The following is a 26,672-nucleotide window of genomic DNA, read 5'->3' as shown; positions in this document are numbered from 1 at the left end:
CAAAAATGCACGAACGGCGTCTTGCAGTGACCTCTCAAGAGGCCTAATCGCCGCCACTTACCGGTCCGGGCACGACTCGGATATTTCAAGGCGCCGCAATTATCGCGCGTCGCAAGCGAGAGGCCCCCGATGGGTTCCAAGACCGCCGCCACCCCCGCCGTCCAGACTAAGGCGCTCGTGCAGCACATGCGCGATTCGCTGCTTCCCGGCGATACCCCCTTCGATGGTCCGCGGATGAAGGAAGCCGCGGAATTCGTTATCGAAACCGCGCAGCAGCGGCAATATGGCGAAGCGGCGATCGCGATCGAATCGGTCACCGAAGGCCAGCGCTACACGCGCATCGCCATCATCAACGACGACATGCCTTTCCTCGTCGATTCGACAGCCAATGCAATCGCCGCCCTGGGCATTTCGATCGATCGGCTGGTCCACCCGGTCGTGCCGGTAGAGCGCACGAAAGACTGCAAGCTTGCCAGCATCCTCGAGGGCGAACCCGACGACGCCTATTGGGAATCGATGATTTATATCGAGACCGCGCGCGTCGATGCAAAGCAGCGGCGCGCACTCGATGAAGCGCTGCAAATTACGCTCGAAGATGTCCGCGCCGCAGTGAACGACTGGCCCAAGCTGCGGGACCAGATGCAATCGGATGCCGCGACAATCGAGGATGCGGAAGGGCGCGCACTGCTGGAATGGCTCGATTCGGGCATGCTGACCCAGCTTGGGCATGTCGTGCGTCTGCGCAACGGAAAACAGGAAAATCCGCTCGGTATCTGCCGCGCGGGCGAACCGCAGCTGTTGGTTGATGCGAATTTCGATCGCGCCTTCAAATGGTTCGAGACCAAGGGTGACAGGCGAACGCCGCTGATCATCAAGGCGAATCACCTTTCGCGCGTTCATCGTTCCGTACCGCTGGACCTCTTCATCCTGCCACGGCGCGAGGGCGACAGGCTGGTCGCGCTATCGGTTCATGCCGGCGTATGGACCAGCGCAGCGCTGGCTGCGCCGCCGCGTGCCGTGCCAATTCTGCGCGAGCGGCTGGACGGTATCCGCAAAAAACTCAATTTCGACGAAGGTGGGCACGCCGGCAAGGCGCTGGTCCATGCGATGACGGCGCTACCGCACGATCTCCTGATCGGTTTCAGCGTCGCCGATACCGAACGTGTCGCAACCACGATGATGGCGCTGGTGGATCGTCCACGGCCGCGTCTTGCGCTGGTCGAAGCGCCGCTTGCGCGGCACCTCTTCGCCTTCGTCTGGTTGCCTCGCGACATGCTGGCGACGCAGGTGCGCCTGCAGATCAAATCGCTGCTGGAAGAAAACGCGGCCGCGCGCCTGCTCGACTGGAGCCTCGAGGTCGAAGGCGGCAATCTCGCCATGTTGCGTTTCGTTCTCGACATTCGTGACGGTGCCAAGGCACCCGACGAGGCGTTGCTGGAAGAACAACTGCAGACACTCCTTCGAGGCTGGAGCGAGGCCGTCGAGAACGAGCTCGGCACGATGGTCGAGAAGGGCCGTGCCGCGGCGCTCGCCATGCGCTTCGCCGAAAGCTTCCCGACCGGCTATCGTGCGCGCTTCGGTCCGCGCGAGGCAGCCGAGGACATCGCCCGGCTGCGCGCACTCGGCATCCATGCCGAAGAGGACGAGGAAGATGACGCTCCGCATCGCGGCGCTCGCCTTTACCTGTGCGAGCGCGACGATCCGGCATGTCTGCGGTTGAAGCTCTACCAGGCCGAAGGCAGCCTGCCGTTGTCCGATGCAGTTCCGGTGCTCGAAAATTTCGGCTTCCACGTTCAGTCCGAAATGCCGACGGTATTGAACGACGGCCAGCTCGGCACGGTTCATGATTTCGCCTTGGAGCTGGCACCGGGAGTGGATTCCTCCGACCTCGTCGAACGATCCGACGCGATCGAGGCTGCGGTGGCCGCTGTGCTCAACGGTCATGCCGAAAACGACGTGTTCAACCGTCTCGTCGCGGAAGCAGGACTCAGTGCGGCTCAGGCAGACTGGTTGCGCGCCTTTTATCGTTACCTGCGCCAGACCGGCATGGGATTTACCATCTATACGGTGGTCGATGCACTGGCCAAGAACTCCGAAATCACCGCCGCCCTGATCGATCTTTTCACCGCACGCCACGATCCCGCATTCAAGGGCGATCGGGAAGGTGCGGTCGAGGATGCAAAGGGCCGCATCAAGCGCGGTCTTGCCAAGGTCAAGGCGATCAACGACGACCGTCTGCTGCGGCTCTACAACGCGCTGATCGATGCCATCCTGCGCACCAATTGCTTTATCCCTGCGGGAAGCGAAGCATTGGCGTTCAAGATCGATTCCTCGCTCGTGCCCAACCTGCCCAAACCGATCCCCTGGCGTGAAATCTTCGTCTATTCGCGCCGCGTCGAGGGGATCCACCTGCGTTCGGGTCCGGTAGCACGCGGAGGCCTGCGCTGGTCGGACCGGCGCGACGATTTCCGCACCGAGATTCTGGGCCTGATGAAGGCGCAGCGCGTGAAAAACGCGGTGATCGTGCCGACTGGCGCTAAGGGAGGATTTTATCCCAAGCAATTGCCCGATCCCGCAATCGACCGCGAGGGCTGGGCAGCCGAGGGCCAGGCCAGCTACGAAGTCTTCATTCGCACCCTGCTTTCGGTCACAGACAACATCGTCGACGACAAGGTCGTACATCCCGAAGGCGTCGTTATCACCGATGGGGAAGATCCCTATTTCGTAGTCGCTGCGGACAAGGGAACGGCGAAGTTCTCAGACGTCGCCAACGCGATTGCCGAAAGCAAGGACTTCTGGCTCGACGATGCTTTCGCTTCGGGCGGTTCGAAGGGCTACGATCACAAGGCCATGGGCATCACCGCCAAGGGCGCCTGGGTCAGCGTCCAGCGTCACTTCCTCGAGATGGGTATCGACGTCCAGGCCGATTCCATCCGGATGGTCGGCTGCGGTGACATGTCCGGTGACGTGTTCGGCAACGGCATGCTGCTGTCGAAAGCGATCAAGTTGGTCGCCGCCTTCGACCACCGCCACATCTTCCTCGATCCCGATCCCGATCCGGCCAAGAGCTGGAAGGAACGCGCGCGTATGTTCGACCTGCCGCGTTCGAGCTGGGAAGACTACAACGCCGATCTCATCTCGCGCGGCGGCGGGGTCTATCCGCGCGATGCCAAGACCATCAAGCTGTCCAAAGCGATGCAGAAGGTGCTCGACATCGACGTGTCCGAGATCGAACCGGAAGAATTGATTTCGGGCATCTTGAAAGCGCCGGTCGACCTTGTCTGGTTTGGCGGGATCGGTACCTACATCAAGGCAGCGGCCGAAAACAACGTACAGGTCGGCGACCCGGCGAACGATGCATTGCGTGTCGATGCGAGGGAAGTGCGGGCGCGGGTTATCGGCGAAGGCGCCAACCTCGGCGTCACGCAGGCAGGCCGGATCGAATTCGCGCAGAGCGGTGGCCGCTGCAACACCGATTTCATCGACAATTCGGCCGGCGTCGATTGTTCGGATAACGAGGTCAATATCAAGATCGCGCTCGCCGCGGCCAAGCGTTCGGGCAAGCTCACCGAACCCAAGCGTGTGAAACTGCTCGAGGAAATGACCGACGAGGTCGCGGAGCTCGTTCTCGAAGACAACCGCCTCCAGGCGCTAGCGCTATCGATCGCCGAAATCGGCGGAGATCGCGCGATGGCCTCGCAACTGCATCTGATCGAAACGCTCGAGGCGGGCGGCAATCTCGATCGGCGGACCGAGGGGCTGGCCGACAACCAGACACTCCAGCGGCGCGCAGCCGACGGCGTAGGCCTGACCAGGCCCGAACTCGCCGTGCTGCTCTCGTCCAGCAAACTGGTCCTGCAGGATGCAATCGAGGCGAGTGACCTGCCCGACGATCCGGTTCTGGAAGATCTCTTGCTGCGCAGCTTCCCGACACCGATGCGCAAGAAATTCAAGGCGCAGATCGAAAACCATCGCCTGCGCCGCGAGATCATCGCCACCAAACTCGCCAACGCCATGGTCAATCGCCTCGGGATGATTCATCCGTTCGAGTTGGCCGAAGAAGAGGGCGTCGAACTGTCGCAAGTCGCCGCAGCTTTCGTCGCCGTGGCACATTTGTTCGATCTTCGCAGCCTGTGGGCTGAACTCGATACCGCCCAGATGGAAGAAGGCGCGCGATTGCTCATGTTCGACCGGCTGGCGGCAGCGACGGGCAATCTCATGTCCGACGTCCTGCGTACCGGCGCGGGTCAGGTAAAGCCGGCCGAAATGGTCGCCCAGCTTGGCAAGGGCGTGCGCGTGCTGGTCGATTCATCGCAGCAGCTGCTCGGCAGCGAGCTCAAGAGTCAGTCTGCCAGGCTGCATGAAACTTTCACCAAGGCCGGAGCCCCGGATGCCGTGGCTGACCGGGTCACCCATATGTTCGATCTCGACGGTTCGGTAGGCCTCGCGCAACTGGCGAGTGACACCGACATCGGAGCGCGGATGATAACCGAAGGCTTCACCGTTATCGGCGGAAAGATGGGTATCGACTGGGCGCAGAGCACGGCAGCGACGATGAACCCGTCCGACGTCTGGGAACGCCTGCTGGTTTCCGGCCTGGCCCGCGATTTCCAGCAGATGCGACTCGAACTTCTGCGTCGACTGTCGCGCCGGAAGGGGGCGAAGGAAGACATGCCGCGGGTCGTCGAAGGCTGGCTGTCCGATCATGAAGTTGCGGTACGCCAGTTCCGCACGATGGTGGAACGCGCACAAGGCCAGACGCCGGTTGCACCCGCCATGCTCGCGCAGATTGCGAGCATGGCGCGCAACCTTCTGGCGCGATGATGCCTCGCTCTTCGCTTGACCGCGCGGCCATTTGACGCCAGCCCTTAGCGCCATGGAGCACTATGACGTCGTCATCGTGGGTTCGGGACACGGCGGCGCGCAGGCGGCGATAGCCCTGCGCCAGGCGGGCCATGAGGATACCATCCTCATGGTCAGCCGCGATCGCAATCCCCCTTACGAGCGTCCGCCGCTTTCGAAGGAATATCTTGCTGGCGACAAGCCCTTCGAAAAAATACTCATCAGACCGGAGGCTTTCTGGGCCGAGCGCGACGTGACGCTGAGGCTGGGTGCCAACGTGAACGAAGTCGATTGGATGAAGCACGTGCTGATCCTTTCCGACGATACCAGCGTAACCTATCGCAAGCTCATATGGGCAGGCGGCGGCGATGCCCGGAGGCTCAGTTGTCCAGGAGCGGAGCTGACCGGGATTCACACGATCCGGGGAAGGCGCGATACCGATGCGCTGAAGGACCAGCTGGATGCCGGAGCGCGGAAAGCGGTCGTCGTCGGGGGCGGTTATATCGGCCTGGAGGCGGCTGCGGTACTTCGCAGCAAAGGCCTCGAAGTGACAGTAATCGAGATGGAAGAGCGGGTGCTGGCGCGTGTTGCAGGGCCGGAAGTTTCAGACTTCTACGCCCAGGAGCACCGGCGGCAAGGGGTCGACCTCCGGCTCCAAACCGCAGTCGAGCGGATCGAAGGCAACGACGAGAAGGTCACCGGCGTTACCCTGTCGAGCGGCGAAACGATCGCCTGCGACTTGGTGATCGTGGGAATTGGAATCGTGCCCGCAGTTGGCCCGTTGATCGCTGCAGGTGCCGCGGGAAGCAATGGCGTTGATGTCGACAGCTATTGCCGTACTTCGCTCGACGATATCTATGCCATCGGCGATTGTGCTGCGCACTCCAATCCCTATGCCGCCAATGCCGTCATTCGCCTCGAATCGGTTCAGAATGCCAATGACATGGCAAGCGTTGCGGCCAAGGCCATCATGGGCGACAAGCAGGATTACGATGCCGTGCCATGGTTCTGGTCGAACCAGTATGACCTGCGCCTCCAGACCGTCGGCATCGCCACGGGATATGATCAGACGGTGATGCGCGGCGATCCCGCAGAGCGCAAGTTCAGCCTCATCTATCTCAGGGAAGGTGAAGTCATCGCCCTCGACTGCGTCAACAACACGCGTGACTATGCCCAGGGGCGGAAACTAGTGATGAACCGTGCGGAGATCGATCCCGAACTGCTGGCGGACACCGGAGTCCCGCTCAAGGAGATGGGCTGAGCTTACTTGCCGCCCAGTCCGCAGCTTCCGCAACGACCGGGTCCGGATCCTGCCTCAACCGTTCGACCATCGATGCCAGTTTTACATTGCCGCTGTTTCCCGCAGCATAGAGACAGTTCCTCACAAAGCGGTCTCTCCCCACGCGCTTGATCGGAGAGCCGGAAAAGAACTGCCGGAAACCGGCATCGTCGAAGGCGAGGAATTCGGCGAGGAGTGGAGCAGTCAATTCCGCGCGCGGGGCAAGTTTGATGTGACGATGCGCGGTATCGGCGAACTTGTTCCAGGGGCAGACCGCCAGGCAATCGTCACAGCCATAAATGCGATTGCCGAGACTTTCCCGGAACTCCTCGGGGATCGGTCCCTTGTGCTCGATGGTGAGGTAGGAAATGCAGCGCCGCGCATCGAGCCGGTAGGGCGTGGGGAAGGCATCGGTGGGGCAAGCATCCTGGCAGGCGCGGCATGATCCGCACATGTCGCGATGCGGGGCATCCGTGGTGAATTCGAGCGTCGAATAGATCGCGCCCAGGAACATCCAGCTGCCATGCTCGCGGCTGACGAGATTGGTGTGCTTGCCCTGCCAGCCGATCCCTGCGGCTTCGCCCAGAGGTTTTTCCATCACTGGTGCAGTATCGACGAAAACCTTGAGTTCGCTCTCCGGCGCACGGGCGATCAGCCAGCGTGCCAGAGCCTTGAGCGCCTTCTTCACGACATCGTGATAATCGCGCCCTTGCGCATAGACCGATATGCGAGCCTTTTCGCTATCCCCCTCAAGCGCCAGCGGATCGACATCGGGCGCATAGCTCATCCCCAGTGCGATCACGCTTCTGGCTTCGGGCCACAGGCCCTGGGGTGACGCCCGTTGATCCTTGCGGCTCTCCATCCACTCCATCGAGCCATGGCGGCCCTTGCCCAGCCATTCCTCGAACCGCTCCGCTCGCAGTGGGTCGACACCAGCGCCCGTAAAGCCGCAAGCCACGAAGCCCAATGCGCGCGCCTCACGCTTCAGCGCCTGCTGCAATTCGGACAATGTGTCTTTCTTAACCAAGCTTGCTGTTGCTCCCGTTCACTTCGGAGGGTTAACTCGCTCACCATTCAGGGGAGCCATGCAGGCGATGTCGCGAAACGACGATCATTACAACCGACCGCTTGCCATCGAGGCGCGCGGACTGGTCAAGAGGTTCGATGACACGCTGGCGGTCGACGGCGTCGATATCAGCGTGCCGCAAGGCGCGATTTACGGCATCCTGGGCCCCAATGGTGCGGGCAAGACTACGACGCTGCGCATGTTGCTGGGTATCATCGATCCCGATGAGGGTGTTCGGCGGGTATTCGGGCACGACCGGCCGCACGAAATCGCCAAATGGATCGGCTATCTCCCCGAGGAACGCGGGCTCTATCCGGCAATGAAATGCGACGAGGCTATCGCCTTCATGGGCGCGCTGCGCGGACTGCCGCTGGACGAAGGCCGCAGGCGGGGGCGCGAACTTCTCGAGGGCCACGGCATGGGCCATGCCATCGATCGGCAGATTCGCCAGTTGTCGAAGGGCATGGCGCAGACGGTGCAGCTTCTCGGCACACTGGTCCACCGCCCCCGATTGGTGGTGTTCGACGAACCATTCAGCGGTCTGGATGCGATCAACCAGGGCAAGCTGGAAGCCATGATTCGTGAATTGGCCAAAGAAGACACGACAGTGATTTTCTCCACCCATGTGATTCACCATGCCGAGCGTCTGTGTAACGATGTCGCAATCATCGCGGGAGGTCGCGTGCCCTATGCCGGATCGGTCGATGCGGCGCGTGACCGTATCCCGGCCCAGGTTCGGCTCGAAACACGCAATGCGACAGGCGACTGGCGTTCCGCCCTGCCAGCCGAAACGCGGCACGATGCGAAGTCTGGCGGTGGTCACTTCTGGTACTTTCCGATACCCGACAGCGGCATCGAAACCTTGCTCAAGCGGTTGATCGACGGCGATGCCGGAATTCTTTCGCTCTCGATAGAACGCGCCGGCCTGCATGATGCTTTCGTCGAGATCGCCGGCGAGGCAGCGGCCAGGCAGCTCGAGGCGGAGATCCAGCAATGAGCGGCGAGAACGAAGCCTCGCGCCTCAGCTTCCTCCAGGCAGCATGGGTTGTCGCGCGCCGCGACTTCAAGGCAATCCTGTTCAGTCGCGCGTTCTTCTTCTTTCTTCTCGGGCCTCTATTCCCGATTATCGTCGGCGCGCTGGCCGGGGGCATCGGCGGACAGGTCCAGCGGGAAGCGATAGTGAACACCGTCGCGCTGGCGATGTCGGATGCGGACAACGAGGCTTTGCTTGCTGCAAGTCGTACCGCGAAGGGCAATGTGGACGGATTGCCAGAGATAGCTGTGATCGAACAGGCCAGTCGCGACAATTCCGATTTCTCGCCCGAGGCCGTTCTGCGCACATCGAATTATGCGGTGGTCGTAACCGGTACGCTTGCAGAACCGGAACTTACCGGCACGCATGTGCAGATCCATCGCTGGGACGGCGCGATATCCCTGCTCGCGGCAATGGCCTCGGGCGCCGCGCCCACCAGTTTTCCGAAGATTATCGAACGTCGGGTGGAGACCACGGCCGCCGCCGCGAAATCCACCCGCATCCGCACGGCACAGGCGGGCCAGTTGCTATTGTTCCTGCTGATGATGCTGCTTGCCGGGATGGTGCTGTCCAACCTTGTCGAGGAGAAGGCGAACAAGGTCATCGAAGTGCTCGCCGCTGCGATCCCGATGGATTCGGTCTTTTTCGGAAAGCTTTTTGCGATGCTGGGCGTGAGTTTTGTCGGCATTGCGGTATGGGGGGTGTTCGGTGTCGGGATCGGCGCGCTGGCGGGGGAATCTCTACCGAGCCTGCCCGAACCTGCGCTTGGCTGGCCGCTCTTCATACTTCTCGGCGTGGTCTATTTCTCGATGGGCTATCTCATCCTCGGTTCGCTGTTCCTCACGATCGGCGGCATGGCAACCACCGTACGCGAGGTCCAGACGCTCTCGATGCCGGTAACGATGGCACAGCTGATGGTCTTCTTTCTCGCCGCCTTCGCGATGACGAATCCTGGATCGCCGCTTGAACTCACTGCGGCGATCTTTCCGCTTTCCTCTCCCTTCGCCATGCTGGCCCGCGCTGCGCAGTCTGGCGAAATCTGGCCTCATCTGCTGGCAATAGTCTGGCAGGCCCTTTGCGTCGCAGTATTCGTCAAGGGCGGTGCCACCTTGTTTCGGCGCCGCGTAATGAAGTCGGGCAAGGGTGGGCGCGGACCGAGAGGAAAAAGAGCGCAGCCGGTCTCCGCCCCCACGAAATAGGGTCATGGGGCAGGCGAATTTGCGGACCGATCAGATTAGGTTCGCTTTTAAAACGCACTATTGACACACCTGTCAGTTAAGGCAGGATGCGCACGAGAGAGAACGATGCGCATCCGAACAGGCGCGCGCCAAACGGGAGAGATGACGATGGCAACAACCGCGCCGGAAAGACCGCAGGTCCGCACGGGCCCCACAGCCTACGAATCGCTCAAGAAGCATTTCGACGAACATCCCGAAGACCATCTGCGGCACACGCACAAATGGGATGTAAGCCGCTCGGACATCTATGCCGAGGACACCTGGCACCCGATTTTCAGGGAAATGCGCGAGGCGGGCCCGATGCACTATATCCCGGAAAGCCCCTACGGCCCCTATTGGGCGGTCGTTCAGCACAAGCCCATCCAGCATATCGAGGCCCTGCCGGAACTGTTCTCCTCCAGCTGGGAGCATGGCGGGATCACCATCCTCGAACGTCCCGATGACATTCCCGAGGAAGAGCGGCTCGAGCTCCCGATGTTCATTGCGATGGACCGGCCCAAGCATACCGGCCAGCGCCGCACCGTCGCACCCAAGTTCACCCCATCGGCGATGACCGATATGGAGACGGAAATCCGGCGGCGCACGGGCGAGTGCCTCGATTCGCTGCCGCGCGGGGAAGTCTTCGACTGGGTCGACAAGGTTTCGATCGAACTGACCACCGGCATGCTGGCGATCCTGTTTGGCTTTCCCTGGGAAGACCGCCGCCTGCTGACGCTGTGGTCCGACTGGTCCGGGGACACGGAACTCGCCAGCGTGCGGGCGCTCGACGATCTTCGCCGCGGTTTCCTGCACGAAATGGCCGGGTATTTCATGTCGCTCTGGGGCGAACGCGCGCAGAACCCCGAGGGCGAAGATCTCATCTCGATGATGATCCGCTCCGAAGCGATGAACCAGCAGAGCCCCGAGGAATTCATGGGCAATCTGGTGCTGCTGATCGTGGGCGGCAACGATACCACGCGCAACACGATGAGCGGAATCATCCATGCCTTCGACAAGTTTCCCGATCAAAGGAAACTGTTCGAAGAGAAGCCCGAACTGATCCCCAATGCGGTGCAGGAATGCATCCGGTACCAGACCCCGCTTGCGCATATGCGCCGGACCTGCACGGAGGATACCGAGCAATTCGGGCAACAGATAAAGAAGGGCGACAAGGTCGTCCTCTGGTACCTATCCGCCAATCGCGACGAAGAAGTCTTCGAAAACCCCGACAAGCTCGACATCACGCGCGAAAACGCCCGCCGCCACCTTGCTTTCGGCTATGGCATACACCGCTGCGTGGGCGCGCGGCTGGCAGAACTGCAACTGCGCGTCCTTCTTGAAGAAATGCACAAACGCCGCATGCGTGTGCATGTTGCAGGCGATGTCGAACGGGTACGGGCGAACTTCGTGCATGGCTTTCGCAAGCTCGAAGTGGAGATCACCGAGTTCTGACGCCGAAACCGGCTGTTCATGCGCAGTATGCTAGGTGTGCCGCATGACCGAACTTGCCGATATCCGTCCTTCCCGCCGCGGCCTGCTGGGCTGGATCGGTGCAACCGCCAGCTTTGCCGCACTCGCAGCCTGCGGGTCGGGCCGGGCTGAGGCCAAGAGCTTCCCCGTCAAGCTGTCCGAGGCGCAATGGCGGGAGAAGCTGACCAAGAGCGAGTTCAACGTCCTGCGAAATGCGGCGACCGAACGCCCCTATTCGTCACCGCTTAACGACGAGAACCGGGCGGGGACCTTTATCTGCGCTGGTTGCGAAAACGCGCTTTACAGTTCCAAAACGAAATACGATTCCGGTACCGGCTGGCCAAGCTTCTGGAAGGCGCTGCCGGGTGCGGTCGGCACCACCACGGATTTCAAGCTGGGTTATCCCCGAACCGAAGTGCACTGCGCCGATTGCGGCGGACACCTCGGCCATATTTTCTCCGATGGCCCGAAACCGACCGGCAAGCGCCACTGCATCAACGGCGCGGCAATGGATTTCAAGGCAGCCTAATCGATCACGCGGCAGACTGTGGATTCGGAAAAGGGCAGTATCTCCCTTCGGACAATGCCTCCCGGGCGATATCCCGGTCAAAGAAGTCGAAAGCTCGTCTAACAGCCAGCACTGCCCAATGGATTGAGCCCGGGAGGCCGTGAGGAATATCGGTGGAACCGCTGCCGGGTTCGAGATGAGCGGCTACTTTTACGATGCCAAGAAGTACCCGTTCATCGGCGGAGAGATCTTTTGAGCAGCAGCATTCGCGGATCCATGCCTCTCCATCTCCCAAAGCCTGAACAGGCGTACAAAGATGGTCTCGGCATAATCTCTGCACACTTCCCGGACCATTCCTCATCCTCCTTACTCATATGTTGAAAGCTATCTGCCAACTCAGGGGTTGTAAATGCTACTCATTCGCAATAGCGGAGGCCGGCAAGGTCGCATCACGCGACTCGTGAATAAGAAGACAGGGATAAATTGAGATGAGGCTTTCGCTTTTAGCCACAACAGCGCCGCTCGCCGTACTGACCGCAACACCCGCATTTGCACAGGAAGCCCAGACCGGGGGCTCCGATGAACGAGACGAGCATACAATTGTCGTAACCGGGGCCCTGACCGATTTTGGCGCCACCAAATCTGATACCCCGATCGTGGAAACCGCGCGTTCGATCTCTATCGAGACGGAACGCGACTTCGTGGTTAAAGGGTCGCAGTCGCTCGACGATGTCCTGACCTACTCTGCCGGCGTTACCGCAGAGCCTTTCGGCTTCTCGACCCGGGGCGATTTTGCCCAGGTACGCGGCCTCGATGCACCGGAATACCGCGACAACCTTCAGTATCTGTTCGGCTTCTACAACAACACGCGCCAGGACATTTACACATTGGAGCAGGTCGAAGTGCTGAAAGGTCCGGCATCCGTCCTTTACGGGGCAGGATCGCCTGGCGGGATCATCAACGTTGTGACAAAGCGCCCGCACGGCACAACCGAAGGCGAGGTCCGGCTGGATTATGGCAGCTTCGACCGAAAGCAGATTGCAACGGATTTCAACATCGCCATTCCCGGCGCCGAAGACAGTGCGCAATTCCGCTTCGTAGGCCTTTTGCGCGATTCGGATACGCAGATTGAGGAAGTGGCTGACGATAAGCTGGTGATCGCCCCGGCATTCACTGCCCGGCCCGCGCCGGGCACGGAAATCACGATTCTTGCCAATTATTCAGACCAGGATTCCGATACTGCGCACCAGTTCCTGCCGGTCACGGGCACGTTGTTCCCCTCCGCAGACGGACAGGAAATAGATCCATATGTCTATCACGGTGCACCCGGGTTCAACGCTTACAATACTGAAAGCTTTGCCCTCACACTGATCGCGGAACAGCAAATCAGCGAAGCAATCTCTATCGAAGGTATAGGGCGCTATCTCGATACTCAGGCAGATTACCGCCAGGCTTGGATAGCCTTCACTGGCAATGGCGTGCCGCGCATCGATGCCGATGGCAACGGTGGCTGGACCTTCTACCTGGCCGATAACCGCAGCGAGCAATTGGCGTTCGACGTGCGCGCGCGGGCCGACTTCGCCACAGGACCGATAGAACATGAACTTCTGGCCGGGGTCCAGCATCAGAACGTCTTCACGGATTCCGATACGGCTTATCTGTATGCCTACCGCACCCTCAACGCGTTCAATCCCCAATATTTGGATGTACCGACGGTTGCCGAAGTCGAGCAGTTCAAGGGCGACGGTCCCAAGAATTATGTAGACTCCACGGGCTTCTACATATCCAACCAGATGAGCTTCGGCGATTTTGTCGCCAATGCTGGCATTCGCTTCGATGATGTGACCAACCGCGTGCAGAATGGCAGCACGCAGAAAGATGACGCAACCAGTCTCAGCTTCGGCATTCTGTGGCGCGGCCCGGAAGGTATCTCGCCTTACGCCAGCTATGCGGAGAGTTTCGAACCCGTCGTCGGCGTCGATACGATCACGAACAAGCAGCTTCTCCCGCAAGAGGGCCGTCAGTATGAAGTCGGCGTCAAATATCAGCCGCCCGGCGTAAATGCTCTCGTCACTATGAGCGCGTTCGACATCGAGGTTTCCAATCTTCCCAATCCCAATTCTTTGGTCGGGGGCAACAGCCAGCAGGAAGGTGTTTCAAAGGTCCGCGGCGTGGAACTGGAAGCTAACGCATTCCTTGGCGGCCTCCGGCTCGATGGCAATGTAAGCTATCTCGATGCCGAAGATCCCAACGGCCTCCGCCTGACTTCGATTGCCGACTGGCAGGCTTCGCTGTTCGCGCTCTATTCCTTTTCGGGTGCGCTGGAGGGACTCAGCCTGGGCGGCGGCGTGCGCTATGTCGGCGGCAATGAAAGCAGCGGTCTTTCGGCGATCGACGGCAGCCTGCTGACCTATCGCGTTGACGGCCGAACGGTTGGCGACCTGTCCGCAGGCTATGATTTCGGTCCGTTCGAATTGCGGGTGACCGCACGCAATGTCACGAACGAGGAGTATTACTCTGTCTGCCTCGTTCGCGGCGATTGCTTCCCCGGCGAAAAGCGCAGCATCAACGGCGCGCTCACCTACAACTTCTGATGGGGAATCAGGTCTACATCTGGCTGGGCACCTGCCTCGCGATTACCGGGATTGGCGTATTACGCCTTTCCTGGGGTCGTGCCACACGCTCGTCCGAGCTTAACCTGATCGGATGGAGCCTTTTGGGTCTCGCCATCATATGTGGGGGAGCAGGTGCCGGCGCGTGGGGCGTATCTGTGGTTTCCCTCGGAGCGATGACGGCTGCCGGGGCGCTACTACTTGTTGCGGCTTCACAACCCAGCGCAAGGCGCCGCAGCGCAAAGCGGATATTGCGCAATCAGAATGGCGAAATTGCGGGTGGGAAAATGTCGAAATGGGGTGCAGGCGTCACGTTTCTCGTCGCCGGCCCATTGTGTCTTTTCGCGTCTCTGGCTCTCGCTCTGGCGATCCGTGAACTCATATTGATCGGGGGGGGTGCCGAAGCGAACGGGAATGTTGCAGTACTTGGCGTCGTGCCATTGGCTTGGCCCGTCCTGGCGTTTGCGGTCATGATGATGCAGAGACGCTCTTACCAGCTGGCCTTGATAGCCGGGGTAGCGGCCATTTCCGTTCCACTTCTACTTTCGCAGGGAATGACAGCATGAACGGCAAAGCAGAAAGCGGAATCGTCCAGCGTAGCCTGTCGGCCCACTCCTCGATTGGGCTCCTGTGTTGTGCACTGCTCTATCTCATCTGCGTCACCGGCACGGCGATCGTTCTTTACGAAGAATGGCAACGGATCGAGCAGCCGGCCGCGCCCGAAATGACATCCATCGACGCGCCCACCGTGCAGCGTGCGATCGAAAACGTGCTTGAAAGCGAAAGCGACCGGGCAACCACGACGCATGTCTTCGTTCATCTGCCGACGCCCGCGCTGCCGCGAACGACGATCACTACGGATACCCAAGCCTTCCACATCGATCGTGACGGCGAGATCGCCGTGCCCGAGGAAAATGCCTGGGCGGAATTTGTCCTCGCGCTGCATTACCGGCTCAATCTGCCCGCGACGATCGGGATGACCCTGGTTGGTGCTTTCGGTGCCATGATCGTAGCCCTGTCGATTTCCGGCGTATTGGCGCATCCGCGTATCTTTCGCGACGCATTCCGCCTGAGGGCCCGTCGCGGGGACGAGGTTTCGACCGTCGACTGGCACAACCGCCTGGCGGTTTGGACGCTGCCATTCGCAATCGCGATTGCCTTGACCGGCTCTATGATCGGCCTTTTCTATGTAAGCGGTGGCAGCATGGCAGCGACCGCATATTCCGGCGATAGCGAGGCTGCCATCGCACCGATCTTCGGGAGCGAACCGGAAGCCGACGCCACCAAGGCACCGCTTGCAAATACGGTTCCCGCGCTTGCCCATATGGCCAGCCAATTCCCGGACATCCGCCCATCCTACGTCATCCTGCACGATCCTGGGACCGTGGGTCAGCACATCCAGATCGTCGGATTGCATTCGCAGCGCCTGATCTTCGGCGAATACTATGCCTTTGATGCGCAAGGGCATTTCAAGGGCACGGCGGGCATGGCAGATGGCACGGTCGGGCAGCAACTCGCCGCATCGACCTATAATCTGCATTTCGGGAATTATGGCGGATTGCCGGTGAAGATCGCCTATATCCTGTTCGGCATCGCGCTCAGCGTGGTCATCGCAACCGGCACATTTATTTGGCTGAACAAGCGCGAGCGACGCGGAGTACCATCCGCTCTGCTGCGCTCCGCATGGTGGGGCCTGGTTGTCGGAGTGCCGCTTGCCTTATCGGCGACCCTGGCGGCGCGTATTCTGGTCGGCAATGAAGCGCCTTTCGTGGTGATCTTCTGGCTCGTTTGCCTGATATCGCTCGGCGTCTGCATTGTTCGAGGAACAGGTGCATCAACGGCTGAATGGGCTTCGCCTGCAAAGGCACAGGGCTAGCGGTTCTGCCCGCTCTTGCTGTGCTCTTTATAGCCCCGAACAAAGTTCAAGTTGTTCGGAGCATCTTACACTACGACGTGCTTTCCAGATGGATGCTTTGTGTCCGCCCATCCGTTCCCTCTTCTGTGAAGACCTTTGGTTAGGTCTCTAGGGATGGAGAAATATGCCAGTGCGCGCCGCAAATTGCCTTCTGATGCTGATTGGAATCTCGACGCCATCTTTCGCCGAGGAAGATCCCGGCAACTCAAACGAAAGTTCAGGCTCTGTCACTGATGTGCAATTCGTTGGCGCAACCGACTACGTTACCGGAAATCTTGGCGAACTCGACTACGAAACGATTTCGATAGGAGCGGGGGTCATTGTGACAAAGGGACGCTTCACGTTTTCGGCATCGCTTCCTTACGTCTCTACCACTGCACCGGAAGATTTGATTGTCAGTGATGGAGGGCTGCTGGGTACGTCGCTGTTTGCCACACCCACGTCTGCCACAAGGGAAACAACCCGCGAAGGGCTGGGCGATCTACTTATTCAGGGCGCTTATATTTTCCCGATCGCTGGCCTGGACGCACAGGTTGCCAGCTCGGTCAAAGTGCCAACCGCGTCACGCCGAAAGGGACTTGGAAGTGGTAAATTGGATTTCGGCGCATCTGGCCAGATTTCCAAACGGTTGGGCGCAGTAGTCCCTTTCGTTGGCGTGGGCTATACCATCCTTGGTGAACCAGAAGGCTTTGATGTGAGGAACACCATCTCGGGTACGACCGGAGCATACTATCTGGTCGGCGAATCCACCTCGATTTCGTTAGCTTATGGCTATGAACAATCGGCGACAGCCGAAATAGGCGATCGGCAAAACATCGGGATCGGACTTGGAACCAATCTATCGTCTCAGGTCCGTCTTGGCCTCGACGGGAGCGCTGGACTGTCAAAGGATGCTCCCGATGCGCGTGTAGGGTTGCGGCTGGGTCTTGGATTTTAGGCGATCGGAAGCGGAAACGCATTCTTCACTGGACCGAAAGCGAAGCCTTCGCAGGAAGGCCACTATGAAAATCAGCCCTGATGACCTGAAAATTTTTTGGTCCCGGGATTAAACTGCGCCAGCCTTCCGTTTCTCTTTCAAGCGTCCCACGGGCCGCACAACGAAGGAGTATCTAGATGAAGAAGTTCGCTATCCTGCCAATGCTGGGCCTTGGCTTCGCCACTGCTTCCAGCGCTGCAATCTCCATGCTTCATGAGGAAGAAATGGCACGTGACGAGGAAGCGCGCATCATTACTCATCCCATTGCCGGGATCGAGAACCGCTTCTGGTTCGATTATCGCATCGACGTGACAGAGGCGCAAAAGGAACTGTCCAGCGATCTGCGCCGCGCCAGCGATGTCGAAGACCTGCGCGATGCCTGGGAAGAATATGCTCACCAACTGCGCGGAGAGCGCGAACACTATGTCGAAGAAATGGCCGAGCGCGGTTATCGCCTCGGCCGCGTGATCGTGGTCGACTGAACCCTGCCACTCCCTTGGCCGTGACCGTCCCTGCACGGCCATCCGCCAGGAAGGACCGGAAGTCCCACCGGTCCTTCCTTTTTTGCACCCAAATCTTGAATTCGCTGCGTAATGTCAGTCAGCGCCAGCCGCGTGCCTTCGCCTCAGCCTCGGCCTCGGCGTCGAGCGCAGGGCCTGCGGCGAGTTCCTGGACGAGGGCAAGGATGTCTCCATCGCCGGCGCCTGCCATGCGATATTCGGCATCGCCTCCCTCACTGCCTTCGCCAAGCACCTCGAGCTTCCAGCCCTCGTCGTCGCGGCAGGCAATCCCGCCTCCCTCGCTGCCGCTGAATGCGCGGCAGAATTGGCCGGTATCGTCGCGGAAGGACAGAAGGATGCGCATATCCGCGCTCGGATCCTGTTCTGCCACGAGTCTCTGATCGAGCGTCGCTGCCAGTTCACCGTCGGCATAACCGGGCGTTTCGCCGGTTCCGGGCAGGAAGATCGCCAGTGCCAGCGAGGCGGCAAGCGCCGGGCCTGCAATCCAGCCCCAGCGAGGAATGGAGCGTCCTGCTTCGCGCTTATCCCTTGCAGCGGCGAAATCGACCACTTCGGCAGGCTGTGGCTTTGCAAGCATTTCCGCCAGCCGGTCTGGTATCGCTTGATCGGCGATAGGATCGAAATGCCGCGACAGCATGTTTCCTAGCTGGCGATGCCGTTCGACCTCGCGTTCAAGGTCGGGGTCGGCGTTGATTGCGGCCGCAACCTCCGCCTTGCGTTTGCCGCTCAACTCGCCGTCGGCAAAGGCTGCGATGTCTTCGGGAGTAATCGTCATCCTACTTCTCCGAGCAGTCCCATCAAAGCGTCGCGGCCACGCACCAGCCGCGAATTGAGCGTCCCCACGGGGCAGCCGACGATCTCGGCAGCCTCCTTGTAGGCATAGCCTTCGACCATCACCAGGAGCACCGCCTCGCGCTGATCCTCGGGCAGTTTCTGCATTGCGCGATCGATGTTCGAAAGCTCGACCGATGCTTCCTGCGCACCGTCTCCACCAACGCCTGAACCGGCATCCTCGATTACGAATGTCTGGCGGCTACGCGTTTGCTTGCGGCCTTCATCGATCCAGATATTGCGCATGATCCGGTACATCCAGCTGTCGAGGCGCGTACCCTTCGCCCATTTCGAGCGGTTGGCGAGCGCGCGCTCGATTGTCATCTGGCAGAGATCGTCTCCGTCCGATGCATTGCCTGCCAGTCCGACCGCGAAACGACGCAACCGGGGCAAGAGGTCAAGCAAGTCGGATTCGAAAGAGGTACTCAGAATCTCTGTCTTCCGGGGATTAAACGAATGTGCCTGCGCGTTTCATCCATGCTTAAGGCGAAATAATCGATAGGCGACATACCGATGCGCATTTTTTCCCTCATATTCGCTTTGGCTGCGATGTTTGCGGCCCCCTTGGCTGCGCAAATCTCGCTTCCCGGTGTGCGCCTCCCGGGTGTGGGGGAGGTCATCCAGCCTCTGCGCGAGACTGTCGACCGGACTGCCGAGGCGGCTAGGAGGGAAGCAGATGACCTCGTTCGCGCACGTCTGCGCATGATCGATCGCCTGGTCAGCCGCAATCGAAATATCATTGAGCTGGACGCGCGGGGCGAGCCGGCAAGACGCGGCGAAATGCTGGTCATGGATGCTGGGCCCGAATTAGAAAAGCGCCTTGCGCGGAGCGGCTTCGCACTCATTTCTCGCGAACGTGTCGAAGGACTGGATTTCTATGTGGCGCGGCTGCGTACGCCCGACGGCATGACGCTGACCGAGGCCGAAGTGGAATTACGCGGCCTTCTTCCCCAGGCTGAAATCTCAGCCGATCACCTCCACTTCCAATCGGGCACGGCCGAAAGTCCTGCACTTGCCATCGCCTCTGCCGCAGGCAGCACCCATGGCAAGTCGGCACCTGTCGGGATGATTGACGGTGCGCCCGGTGCAGTCGTACCAGTCGCCGAGACGCGCGGCTTCGCGAAAGGCGCGCCCTATCCGAGCAATCATGGAAGTGCGGTTGCTTCGCTTCTGGCGAGTGCAGGAGCGAACGAAATCCGCGTGGCGGACGTATATGGGACCGATAAGGCCGGTGGAAACGCGCTGGCCATGGTGAAAGGGCTCGGCTGGCTCATCGCACGCGGGAGCAAGGTCGTTACGATCAGTCTGGTCGGGCCGCGCAATGCTGTACTTGAACGCGCGATCGCCGCCGCACAGCGCAAGGGCGTGGTGGTGGTGGCTTCTGTAGGCAATGATGGCCCCGCCGCGCCACCCGCCTTTCCGGCCTCCTATGACGGTGTGGTCGCTGTCACCGCCGTCGACGGCAAACGTCGCGCACTTATCGAAGCGGGACGCGCGCTGCATCTGGATTATGCCGCACCTGGGGCGGACATTCGTGGCCTTAACGCGAAGGGTAAGCGCTTCCGGCTACGCGGAACGTCATTCGCCACCCCATTGGTTGCCGCACGTGTGGCGCATGCGCTTGGCGCGGGACGCAATTGGCGCGGCGCTCTTGATAGAGAGGCGGAAGACCTCGGTCGCAAAGGACCCGACGATGTCTATGGGCGGGGCTTGGTCTGCGGTAGTTGCCGCGGGCGATAGAAAATTTCCGGAAGTATTTTGGATTAAGCGGACTACCCTGGCCGTTTTCCTTTCGAGCGGATGCAATGCTCCCGATTTCAGCATCCGCAAGCAGAAAGGAAACGACCATGAAACATCTTATGCTTGCAGCTTCGGCTTTCGCAATCTTTGCAGCCCCCGCCCACGCCCAGCTTCTCGGAGGTGGTGGTGGCGCTCTGGGCGGCGTAAGCGGTTCACTCAACGGTACCGTTAACTCGACCCTTCGCGGCTCGACCGACACAATGCGTTCGGCCACAAGAAGCACCGTGCGCGGCGATGCTGCCACTCGCGGGGATCAAAAGGTCGACCGGCGATCGGGCGATGTATCGGTCGACCGCTCGCTCGACGCGGGCCTAGACAGCACGACCAACCAGCTTATCGAGACCCCGACCGGCTCCGCTGGCGGCAACGCGACCGGATCGGGCCGCGCTTCGGGTTCCGGCAGCGCCAATGCCAGCCTGATCGGCACGGATGCCGTGCGTGGCGTAGCCCAAGAGTCAGTAGGACAGGTTCGCGACAGCGTTTCAAAGACACGCGGTTTGACGAGCAACGCGACCGGATCGGCCGGAGGCTCCGCCTCGGGTGCCGGTTCGATCAGCAATTCCATGCTTGCTGTCGCCGGTAGCGGTTCTGCGGAAGGTGAAGGCGCCTTCGGCGTTACCTCCGGCATGCCGGTCTTGCTCCCCTCGGGTGAGCAGCTGGGCACCGTGCGCGATATTGTCGCGACACGAGCGGGCGAAATCCGTGAATTGGTGGTCCAAACCCGTGATGGCCTGGCCACGATTTCGGCCGGCAACCTCGCTGTCAGCGGAAATGCGCTGGTAGCAGGCGGGGTCGACGGTTCCACAGCGAATGATGCCCGCGCCAGCAACGATACTGGCGAATAATCAGAAAACAAACTTGAATACGGCCGGATTGCCCTGTGGGCAGTCCGGCCACTGCTCGATTCAGGACAGGCCCGAAGAGAGCATTTTCGGCCCTTCCTGGAACCGGTGCGGGTGGTGGGACTCGAACCCACACGAGCAAAGCTCAGGGGATTTTAAGTCCCCGGCGTCTACCATTCCGCCACACCCGCTGTCCGGCCAGCGGCGTGCCTAGTCAATTGATTGATAAGCCGCAATCGCGAAGCGCATCGCCATGCACGATCAATTTTCGTTCAGACGCTCGCGTATTTCCTTGCCCGGCTTGAAATAGGGCACGCGCTTTGCCGGCACGTCCACCAATTCGCCGGTTCGGGGATTGCGACCTTGGCGGGCTTGGCGGTCGCGAACGGAAAAGGCACCGAAACCGCGCAATTCCACACGTCCGCCTTCCGAAAGTCGTTCCGAAATTTCTTCGAAGAAGATATCGACGACTTGCTCCACCTCTTCGGCACGCAGTTCGGGATTGCCTTCCGCGATTGCAGCAAGAAGTTCGGATCGGATCATTTTGCGCTCTCTCCGGATCGCTGATGTGCGATCGCATCGTTAGTTCAAGCCGACCTGCCGATCGGTTGTATGCACGCCCCTGGTCACGTTGACTGGCAGAAGTTCGCCATTTCCGCAAGATGCGTAATGTCTGAGTCTGCCACAGGACAGTCCGAAGATCTAGATTTCGGCAATAAGCTCGGCGGGGTTGATTCCCAGGCGCTCCATCCTTTCGCGGATTTCGGGCCATTCTTCGGAGAGAAACGCCTTGCGTTCGCTTTGCCGCAACTCCGACGCGGCGCCTTTCGCGACATACATGCCGACCCCGCGCTGGACTTCGACCAGCCCGTCGTTCTGGAACTGCTGGTAAGCCTTGGCAACCGTCAGCGGATTGGCCCCTTGTTCGGCAGCCAGCGCCCGTACCGACGGGAGCATTTCGCCTTCCTTGTAGCGGCCGTCGATGATCGCGGCGGCGATCATATCGCGCAGCTTGAGATAAACCGGTTTGGACTGGTTGCTCATTGAGAATTCCCGGACAACATATAGTGCGTCAGTGCCATAATACAGCGCTGCGCGCAAGGTTCCCGGGCCTTACAGATGCTATCGCTACAATGTGGTCGCGAGTGTAACTAATGCTTCACATGAGCGCATGAGACGCTAGTGTGCCCGCCTTCGAGGGGAGCAGCAGCGCAACAGCGCGGCCTTCCGGATAATATCAGAGGGACACCGGAATCTTATGGTCGAAGGCATGTTCTTCACATTCGACTCAGCGTTCGAAATGTGGACTTTCAGAGTTGCAGTGGTCGCACTTGCAGCATTTCTTATTGGCGGCACGGTGCTTATCACGCGCCCGCAGGAAGAGGTTATTGGACACCCCAAGGGGTTGTTTCTCTTGTTCATGGCCGAAATGTGGGAGCGCTTTTCCTACTACGGCATGCGCGCCCTGCTTATTTTTTACCTCGTACAGCACTGGCTGTTCTCGGATAGCGAAGCATCGATCATCTACGGTGCCTACACTGCTCTAGTTTACATCACTCCCGTGGTGGGCGGCTATCTTGCCGACCAGTATATCGGGCAGCGCAAAGCCGTACTGTTTGGCGCAATACTCCTGACATTTGGCCACTTCTTCATGGCCTTCGAAGGCAGCGGCGGCCAAGCCGATCCCATCATCAACGTCTTCTGGCTCGCGCTTGCCCTCATCATCGTGGGTTCGGGCTTCCTGAAGGCGAACATCTCGGTGATCGTCGGCCAGCTTTATTCGCGCACCGACGTGCGCCGCGATCCGGCCTACACCATCTTCTACATGGGCATTAACGTCGGCGCGGCGACCGCATCGATCATCTGCGGCTATCTCGGTCAGACCTATGGCTGGCAGTACGGCTTCGGCCTTGCCGGTTTCGGCATGCTGCTCGGCCTCGTGTTCTTCGTGATCGGCAAACCCCTGCTTCTCGGCAAGGGCGAGCCCAAGGATCCGGCGAAGATCAAGGGTGGCAAGGAATGGGCCATCTACGGCGCCGGTCTTGCCATGGTTGCGCTCTGCTGGGCCGCGATCCAGTATCAGGAACTTGTCGGTGTGGTGCTGGGCATCTTCGGTGGTGGTCTGGTCCTCTTCGTGCTGTTCACCGCTGTCACGAAGCTCCCCAGCGAAGAGCGGGACCGCATCTTTGCCGCGATGTTCCTCATCCTGACTTCGATCGTGTTCTGGGCATTGTTCGAGCAGGCGGGCTCGTCGCTCAACCTGTTCACCGATCGTCATGTCGACACGCAGGGCGTGAATGCATCTATGTTCCAGTCGATCAACGCGATCTATATCGTGCTGCTGGCTCCGATATTCGCGATGTTGTGGCAGGGGTTGGCACGCAAGGGTAAGGAGCCCAGCACTCCGCTGAAGTTCGGCCTAGCCGTGATTCAGGTGGGTCTTGGCTTCCTCGTCCTCGTCTGGGGGTCAGAAAGCGCCGGAGTGAATGTGCCCACGCCGGTCATTTTCATCTTCCTCATCTATCTGCTGCACACCACTGGTGAGCTGTGCCTGTCGCCCGTCGGACTTTCGGCCATGAACCGCCTGAGTCCGACCCATATGGCTTCGCTCATAATGGGCACGTGGTTCTTCGCCTCGGCCGCAGGTAACTTCGCTGCCGGTCTGATCGCTTCCGCCACAGGCGCGGAAGGTGTCGGGGAAGAATCCGGCAAGGAAGTCGTGCTCGGTGTTTACAGCACGGTCGGCTGGTACGCAGTCGGTATCGGCGTCGCCGTGATGGTCGTCAGCCCGCTGATCAAGAAGCTGATGCATCTCGACACGATCCGCGACGACAATCTGGAAGGTCAGGCCGAGGCCGGTCTCGAAGCGCAGGAAGCCGGCGTCCACCCGACGACGCGCACCTGAGTAGAAGAGGGGTATCGTCCGAAAGGCGATTTTCCTCGACCAATGTCCATTGACGGTACGGGCCGGGGCAGCAATGCTCCGGCCCGTTCTCGATTGGGGGATTGCATGAAAAGACTTGTTCCGCTCGCGCTTGCTGCGAGCCTCGCCGCCTGCGCCACGACCGGCTCCGACACGGACCGCGCCTCGGCATCGGATGCCGACTGGACCGCGCCCAAGGGCGAAGACGGCCGCGCACCCTATGCCAGCACTTACCAGCGCTATCCGGGGCGCCCGACCGCACTGGTCGGCGCGACTGTCTATGATGGCGCAGGGGGACGGATCGACAACGGCACGGTCCTGTTTCGCGATGGCGAAGTGGTGGCGATCGGCGATGCTTCGCTCCCCACCGACGGCTACGACCGGATCGATGCGGGCGGCAAGTTCGTGACGCCGGGCGTGATCGACATCCACTCGCACCTCGGTGATTATCCCACCCCCAGCGTCGAGGCGCATTCGGACGGCAATGAAGCGACCAGCCCGACCACGCCCGAAGTCTGGGCGGAACATTCGGTCTGGCCGCAGGACCCCGGCTTTACCCGCGCGCTAGCCAATGGCGGCGTCACCTCGCTGCAAATCCTCCCCGGCTCGGCGAACCTTACCGGCGGACGTTCGGTAACACTCAAAAACGTGTCGTCACGCACGGTGCAGGGGATGAAGTTCCCCGGCGCGCCCTACGGCATGAAGATGGCCTGCGGCGAGAACCCCAAGCGAGTCTATGGCGGCAGGGGCCGCGCGCCCTCTACCCGAATGGGAAATTTCGCGGTCAACCGGCAGATGTGGCTCGATGCGCAGGCCTATGACGGCGAGAAACGCGACATTGGCAAGGAAACGCTCAAAGGCGTCCTCGATGGTGATATCCTCATCCACAATCACTGCTACCGCGCTGACGAAATGGCGCTGGTGATCGATATGGGCAAGGAGATGGGCTACAAGGTCACCGCCTTCCACCATGCCGTCGAAGCTTACAAGATCGGCGATCTGCTGCGCGAAAATGATGTGTGCAGCGCGATCTGGGCAGACTGGTATGGGTTCAAGATGGAAGCCTATGACGGCATCCTCGAGAATGCCGCCTACCTGCAGCGCGAAGGGGCCTGTGTGGTCATCCACTCCGACGATGCGAATGGCATCCAGCGTCTCAACCAGGAAGCCGCCAAGGCACAGGCGGCGGGACGCCGGGTCGGCATCGACATTCCCGATGCGGAAGTGGTCGGCTGGTTTACCCTCAACGCAGCCAAGGCAATGGGAATCGATAAGATGACCGGCAGCCTCGAGCCGGGCAAGATGGCCGACATCGTGCTATGGAATGGCGATCCGCTGAGCGTTTATTCGCGGCCCGAAAAGGTCTGGATCGACGGTGCGCTCCTGTTCGATGCGATGGATCGCAAACGCCGACCGGTAAGCGATTTCGAGCTCGGCCAGCCGGGCGAAGGAGATGTGAAATGAAGCGCCTTCTCGCACTCGCGGCCAGCGCGCTCGCCCTCGCCGCCTCGTCCGTTTCGGCCCAGGACGTCGCCATTACCAATGCCACTGTGGCCACAGGTGACGGTTCCGAACCCATTGAGGGAGCTACGGTGGTCGTACGTGGCGGAAGGATCGTCGCAGCAGGGACCGGCGTCGTCGTGCCCGCAGGGATCGATACCGTCGATGGCACGGGTACATGGGTCACCCCTGGCCTGTTCGCGACTGTCACCTCGCTTGGCCTCTGGGATGTCGGTGCGGTCAGTGAATCGAACGACACCCGCGCAGGCAATTCACCCTTCAGCGCCGCTCTCGACGTGGCGCCGATCGTCAATCCGAACTCGCAGCATATTGCCATCCACCGCGCGGCCGGCGTGACCAGAGCGGCGAGCGTTACCTTGCCATCGAGTTCGATCTTCGGCGGTCAGGGCGCCATTATCGACCTCGGAGCGGACGCCGACCCCGTCGTAACACCGCGCGCATTCCAGGTCGTGGCACTGGGCGAAGGCGGCGCGCGCCTCTCCGGTGGGAGCCGGGCTTCCGCCCATGCCTTGTTCCGCAATGCACTGCGCGAAGCGAGCCAGTTCGGCGAGGACGCGAGCATCCCGGGCCGCGCCTCGCGACCTGCGGCGAGCACCACGGGTGACGATCTGCCAGTCGATCCGCGCCTGTCGGGCGAAGATGCCGAGCGCGGCGACGACGTGCTGCTCACCCGGTTCGATGCAGCCGCTTTGGTTCCTGTCGTGCGCGGGGAGCAGCGGCTCTACGTCATGGTGGAGCGCGCTTCGGATATCCGCAGCACCCTGGCCCTGAAACGCGAATTTCCGCGCCTGGACATGGTACTGGTCGGGGCTAGCGAAGGCTGGCTTGCGGCGCAGGACATCGCCTCGGCAGGGGTGCCGGTTATCGCCGACGGGCTCGACGACCTGCCTAAGAGTTTCGAGGAGCTGGCCGCGACGCAATCCAACATCGGCCGTATGGTCCAGGCAGGAGTGAAGGTCGCGATCAATGCTTCCGCGATGGAGAACCCGCGCAACCTCAACCAGTATGCCGGCAATCTCGTTGCTCTCAGCCGGGTACCGGGGGCCGCGGGTCTCAGCTGGGGGCAGGCTTTTGCTGCCATATCTTCCGTTCCGGCAGAGATCAGCGGTATGGCGGGGCGCGCCGGTACGCTTTCGGCAGGCGCGATGGGTGACCTTGTAGTCTGGGATGGTGATCCTCTCGAGGTCGGCTCCATGCCGACGGCTGTTTATATCGATGGGATCAGGCAGCCGCTGGACAATCACCAGAGCCGCCTGCGCGACCGCTATCGCGACATCGACGAGAGCGCCCTGCCGGAAGGCTACGACTGGTAAGGA

21 protein-coding genes and 1 tRNA gene are annotated in these 26,672 nt (G+C 60.7%); 16 read left to right on the top strand and 6 right to left on the bottom strand.

The features are described 5' to 3' along the window. The first annotated feature begins 129 nt into the window (after positions 1 to 129). The gene (locus K3180_RS04515) at positions 130 to 4,824 is read left to right on the top strand and encodes an NAD-glutamate dehydrogenase (protein ID WP_221538485.1); all 4,695 of its coding nucleotides are present in this window, start codon (positions 130 to 132) and stop codon (positions 4,822 to 4,824) included. A gap of 52 nt (positions 4,825 to 4,876) precedes the next feature. Continuing rightward, a complete protein-coding gene (locus K3180_RS04510) occupies positions 4,877 to 6,103 on the top strand; it encodes an NAD(P)/FAD-dependent oxidoreductase (RefSeq protein WP_221538484.1) in 1,227 nt (408 codons plus the stop codon). Here the strand turns inward: K3180_RS04510 and queG are convergent. Beyond that, entirely contained in the window at positions 6,087 to 7,148 is a 1,062-nt protein-coding gene (gene queG / locus K3180_RS04505) for a tRNA epoxyqueuosine(34) reductase QueG (RefSeq protein WP_221538483.1), read from the bottom strand. The genes K3180_RS04510 and queG overlap by 17 nt on opposite strands. A 67-nt stretch (positions 7,149 to 7,215) precedes the next feature. Here queG and K3180_RS04500 point away from each other — a divergent pair, with 67 nt between their 5' ends. The 9 genes from K3180_RS04500 to K3180_RS04460 all read left to right on the top strand — a co-directional run bounded on the left by K3180_RS04500 (position 7,216) and on the right by K3180_RS04460 (position 17,400). Further along, positions 7,216 to 8,184: an ABC transporter ATP-binding protein gene (locus K3180_RS04500; RefSeq protein WP_221538482.1), complete on the top strand. Its 969-nt coding sequence runs from the start codon at positions 7,216 to 7,218 to the stop codon at positions 8,182 to 8,184. Beyond that, positions 8,181 to 9,419 (top strand): ABC transporter permease, encoded by a 1,239-nt coding sequence (locus K3180_RS04495; protein WP_221538481.1) that lies wholly within the window; start codon positions 8,181 to 8,183, stop codon positions 9,417 to 9,419. Before K3180_RS04500 ends, K3180_RS04495 begins: the two co-directional genes overlap by 4 nt. Positions 9,420 to 9,566: 147 nt before the next feature. After that, positions 9,567 to 10,889 (top strand): cytochrome P450, encoded by a 1,323-nt coding sequence (locus K3180_RS04490; protein WP_221538660.1) that lies wholly within the window; start codon positions 9,567 to 9,569, stop codon positions 10,887 to 10,889. A 43-nt stretch (positions 10,890 to 10,932) separates the two neighbouring features. Further along, positions 10,933 to 11,436, top strand: coding sequence for a peptide-methionine (R)-S-oxide reductase MsrB (gene msrB, locus K3180_RS04485; RefSeq protein WP_221538480.1), 504 nt, complete (start codon positions 10,933 to 10,935; stop codon positions 11,434 to 11,436). A gap of 467 nt (positions 11,437 to 11,903) precedes the next feature. Next, positions 11,904 to 14,009, top strand: a complete 2,106-nt coding sequence (locus K3180_RS04480; protein WP_221538479.1) for a TonB-dependent siderophore receptor — start codon at positions 11,904 to 11,906, stop codon at positions 14,007 to 14,009. After that, a complete protein-coding gene (locus K3180_RS04475) occupies positions 14,009 to 14,593 on the top strand; it encodes a hypothetical protein (protein WP_221538478.1) in 585 nt (194 codons plus the stop codon). The genes K3180_RS04480 and K3180_RS04475 overlap by 1 nt, the downstream gene beginning before the upstream one ends. Further along, on the top strand, positions 14,590 to 15,903 hold the full coding sequence (locus K3180_RS04470) for a PepSY-associated TM helix domain-containing protein (protein ID WP_221538477.1): 1,314 nt from the start codon (positions 14,590 to 14,592) through the stop codon (positions 15,901 to 15,903). The genes K3180_RS04475 and K3180_RS04470 overlap by 4 nt, the downstream gene beginning before the upstream one ends. A 163-nt stretch (positions 15,904 to 16,066) precedes the next feature. Next, entirely contained in the window at positions 16,067 to 16,879 is an 813-nt protein-coding gene (locus K3180_RS04465; protein ID WP_221538476.1) for a hypothetical protein, read from the top strand. A 176-nt stretch (positions 16,880 to 17,055) separates the two neighbouring features. Beyond that, positions 17,056 to 17,400, top strand: a complete 345-nt coding sequence (locus K3180_RS04460) for a hypothetical protein (RefSeq protein ID WP_221538475.1) — start codon at positions 17,056 to 17,058, stop codon at positions 17,398 to 17,400. Positions 17,401 to 17,518: 118 nt separating this feature from the next. Here the strand turns inward: K3180_RS04460 and K3180_RS04455 are convergent, their stop codons facing one another. Together K3180_RS04455 and K3180_RS04450 are read right to left on the bottom strand one after the other, a co-directional pair. Next, the gene (locus K3180_RS04455) at positions 17,519 to 18,214 is read right to left on the bottom strand and encodes an anti-sigma factor family protein (RefSeq protein WP_221538474.1); all 696 of its coding nucleotides are present in this window, start codon (positions 18,212 to 18,214) and stop codon (positions 17,519 to 17,521) included. Next, positions 18,211 to 18,654 carry an RNA polymerase sigma factor gene (locus K3180_RS04450; RefSeq protein ID WP_247710311.1) on the bottom strand — a complete coding sequence of 148 codons (444 nt, stop codon included), beginning with the start codon at positions 18,652 to 18,654 and terminating at the stop codon, positions 18,211 to 18,213. Before K3180_RS04450 ends, K3180_RS04455 begins: the two co-directional genes overlap by 4 nt. Positions 18,655 to 18,783: 129 nt before the next feature. Here K3180_RS04450 and K3180_RS04445 point away from each other — a divergent pair, with 129 nt between their 5' ends. Together K3180_RS04445 and K3180_RS04440 are read left to right on the top strand one after the other, a co-directional pair. Next, a complete protein-coding gene (locus K3180_RS04445) occupies positions 18,784 to 20,010 on the top strand; it encodes a S8 family serine peptidase (RefSeq protein ID WP_221538473.1) in 1,227 nt (408 codons plus the stop codon). Positions 20,011 to 20,117: 107 nt separating this feature from the next. Next, the gene (locus K3180_RS04440) at positions 20,118 to 20,915 is read left to right on the top strand and encodes a PRC-barrel domain-containing protein (RefSeq protein ID WP_221538472.1); all 798 of its coding nucleotides are present in this window, start codon (positions 20,118 to 20,120) and stop codon (positions 20,913 to 20,915) included. A gap of 106 nt (positions 20,916 to 21,021) precedes the next feature. Here the strand turns inward: K3180_RS04440 and K3180_RS04435 are convergent. The 3 genes from K3180_RS04435 to K3180_RS04425 form a co-directional block, all read right to left on the bottom strand. Next, positions 21,022 to 21,103 (bottom strand) — tRNA-Leu (locus tag K3180_RS04435). A 70-nt stretch (positions 21,104 to 21,173) separates the two neighbouring features. Then, positions 21,174 to 21,455 carry an integration host factor subunit beta gene (locus tag K3180_RS04430; RefSeq protein ID WP_221538471.1) on the bottom strand — a complete coding sequence of 94 codons (282 nt, stop codon included), beginning with the start codon at positions 21,453 to 21,455 and terminating at the stop codon, positions 21,174 to 21,176. 159 nt (positions 21,456 to 21,614) lie between these two features. Further along, positions 21,615 to 21,956, bottom strand: a complete 342-nt coding sequence (locus tag K3180_RS04425; RefSeq protein ID WP_221538470.1) for a GntR family transcriptional regulator — start codon at positions 21,954 to 21,956, stop codon at positions 21,615 to 21,617. Between the two features lie 214 nt (positions 21,957 to 22,170). Here K3180_RS04425 and K3180_RS04420 point away from each other — a divergent pair, with 214 nt between their 5' ends. The 3 genes from K3180_RS04420 to K3180_RS04410 all read left to right on the top strand — a co-directional run bounded on the left by K3180_RS04420 (position 22,171) and on the right by K3180_RS04410 (position 26,669). Further along, a complete protein-coding gene (locus K3180_RS04420) occupies positions 22,171 to 23,817 on the top strand; it encodes a peptide MFS transporter (RefSeq protein ID WP_221538469.1) in 1,647 nt (548 codons plus the stop codon). Positions 23,818 to 23,922: 105 nt separating this feature from the next. Further along, positions 23,923 to 25,299, top strand: coding sequence for an amidohydrolase (locus K3180_RS04415; protein WP_221538468.1), 1,377 nt, complete (start codon positions 23,923 to 23,925; stop codon positions 25,297 to 25,299). Next, complete coding sequence (locus tag K3180_RS04410; protein WP_221538467.1) at positions 25,296 to 26,669, top strand: amidohydrolase family protein; 1,374 nt, start codon at positions 25,296 to 25,298, stop codon at positions 26,667 to 26,669. The genes K3180_RS04415 and K3180_RS04410 overlap by 4 nt, the downstream gene beginning before the upstream one ends. The last annotated feature ends 3 nt before the right edge of the window (positions 26,670 to 26,672 follow it).

It is taken from the genome of Qipengyuania huizhouensis, from assembly GCF_019711635.1.
GTDB classification, from domain to species: domain Bacteria; phylum Pseudomonadota; class Alphaproteobacteria; order Sphingomonadales; family Sphingomonadaceae; genus Qipengyuania; species Qipengyuania huizhouensis.
This window is presented reverse-complemented; position numbering and strand designations above follow the sequence as displayed.